Consider the following 2,083-nt stretch of genomic DNA (forward strand, 5'->3'; position numbering starts at 1 on the left):
GGGTTTGTCTTATTACTTTGTTTTCTCGTTGGGGGGGCATGGACTTCTTCCCAAAGTGCGTTGGCTGCACCGGAAAAAACGGTCGGTTCCGTGGAAAATGGCGGGATCAAACTTACGATTACTAACTATGCGATCACAAACTATGGTCAAGAGATGATTCTGTATTATACCGTAGAATCTAAAACAGGAAATTTGTTGGATGAAGACGGGAAAGGGCTGTTAAAAAACCTGGAAATTTCCATTGCCGATAATCGTCTTCAAGGGATTGATGCCGAACATAAAAAAATAAGCAATCAGAAATATCAAGGAGCGGTCAAGGTGAACATGCCTCAATATATACCTGCCACTTCAAGTGCGGCACTTAGTACAGATGCAATTCTAAATCAAAAAGGACAGTGGACAATTAACTTCCAAATTAAAAAATAGTAAAAAAATATACTTTTAGATCCCTAGGCCACGCCTGGGGTTTTTAATTGTAAAAAAAGACCCCCAACCAAATGATTGAGAGTCTTTTTATGTCCGCAAAAGTTTAACGTTTTGAGAACAGAGGCGCACACCAGAATGCTTTAAGACTTTATTATGTTTTCCATGCTATAATTTAACAAACTATTCATGATTGTGAGGGAAAAAAATGAAGAAATGGTTTCCTCATGGGAAATGGACGAGATATTATGTATGGCTACACCATTATTCCATTGTATCCTTTTTGGTTCTCATGGTAACAGGACTTGCTCTTTATATCCCATTTTTTCATGTAAGGCTGATACGGTATCTAGTCTTCCTTTATGATGCTCATATTTTCTTTGGTATCGTATTTTTTCTGTCGTTATTTTCTCCTATTGTGAAGAAGCTGCCAAAGGTGAACCGCATACGAAAAGTTGATTGGTTCATGCCACTATTTTTTGGTACAGCAATCGTATTAACTGGAATTTCTTTGTGGAAGGTCAATTGGTTTCCCGCAAGCATAAGAGAGGCTGCCTTCGCTTGGCATGGGAATTTGTCTTATCTATTAGGAATTTGGTTCATCTTACATGGTTTCTTCAAAGCAACTGGAACACAATATCCCCAAACACTCGTGACGAAAAAAATGGAATCAGAACGCAGACAATTTCTGCGATGGGGACTTTCAGGATTAGTGATTGGTGCCATTTCAATGACTCCGTTCTCGAAGCTTTTCACTACACGCGAGAAAGTATCAACAGATTCGAAACCGGGAATACATGTGTTTCCGGAATATTTTACTGTGACAGACAACTATCCAAAGGTCTCGCTCAACAAGTATCAGTTGAAAGTTGACGGTCTAGTAACTACTAAAAAATCCTTTACCTTGGATCAATTGACGTCTTTACCTGTTACAAAACAGATCAAAAATTTCCAATGCGTTACGGGATGGACGGTAACGGATGTGGAATGGGAAGGAATTCATATCCGTGAGCTTGTTTCATTGGTAAAACCCGCTTCTGAAGCTTCATTCATCACCTTCTACTCTGCTGATGGGGTCTATACAGAAAGTTTATCCCTTAAAGAAGCGATGGAATCCGATGTTCTTCTAGCTTATAAGATGGACAATCAGCCGCTTCGCGTCGAACAAGGTTTTCCACTTCGATTAGTGGTGCCAAAAATGTATGGGTACAAATCTATCAAATGGGTAAATCGTGTTGAATTTGCATCCACTCGTATTCAAGGATACTGGGAACAACGAGGCTATCCTGCTGAGGCAACATTTTGAGCAAGTAAAAAATGCAAGGTCTTTTAAAAGTTAGTTCTTTTTTATAATTTCATAAAAGGATACTATATAATTATTAGAAGTACAATTTTTACTAAGGAAAAGCAAGGAGACAAAAATGAACGAAAATTTTTTTGTAAAAATGCATGCTTTAGGGAATGAGTATTTAGTTTTTAATGATGAAAAGATAAATTTTAAATTAACACAAAAGGCAATTCAAAGAATATGTAATGTTAATTTTGGAATAGGTTCCGATGGAATTTTATTAAAAGTTTCATCAAATAAAGCAGATTTTGGATTAAGAATTTTTAATCCAGATGGTTCTGAGGCAGAAAAAAGTGGTAACGGATTAAGAAT

At 37.1% G+C, this 2,083-nt stretch carries 2 protein-coding genes and 1 pseudogene; all 3 read left to right on the forward strand.

Translation table 11 applies throughout. From position 1 onward, the window contains the following. Positions 1 to 426 (forward strand): hypothetical protein (locus tag V7266_RS01510; RefSeq protein ID WP_335465468.1); only part of this gene is annotated, 426 nt, incomplete at its 5' end. A 205-nt stretch (positions 427 to 631) separates the two neighbouring features. Beyond that, positions 632 to 1,729: a molybdopterin-dependent oxidoreductase gene (locus V7266_RS01515; RefSeq protein WP_335465469.1), complete on the forward strand. Its 1,098-nt coding sequence runs from the start codon at positions 632 to 634 to the stop codon at positions 1,727 to 1,729. Positions 1,730 to 1,844: 115 nt separating this feature from the next. Continuing rightward, positions 1,845 to 2,083: pseudogene (locus V7266_RS01520) on the forward strand (diaminopimelate epimerase); the annotation flags it as partial.

Source organism: Neobacillus drentensis, from assembly GCF_036965645.1.
In the GTDB taxonomy this organism is placed as follows: Bacteria; Bacillota; Bacilli; order Bacillales; family Cytobacillaceae; genus Neobacillus; species Neobacillus drentensis_D.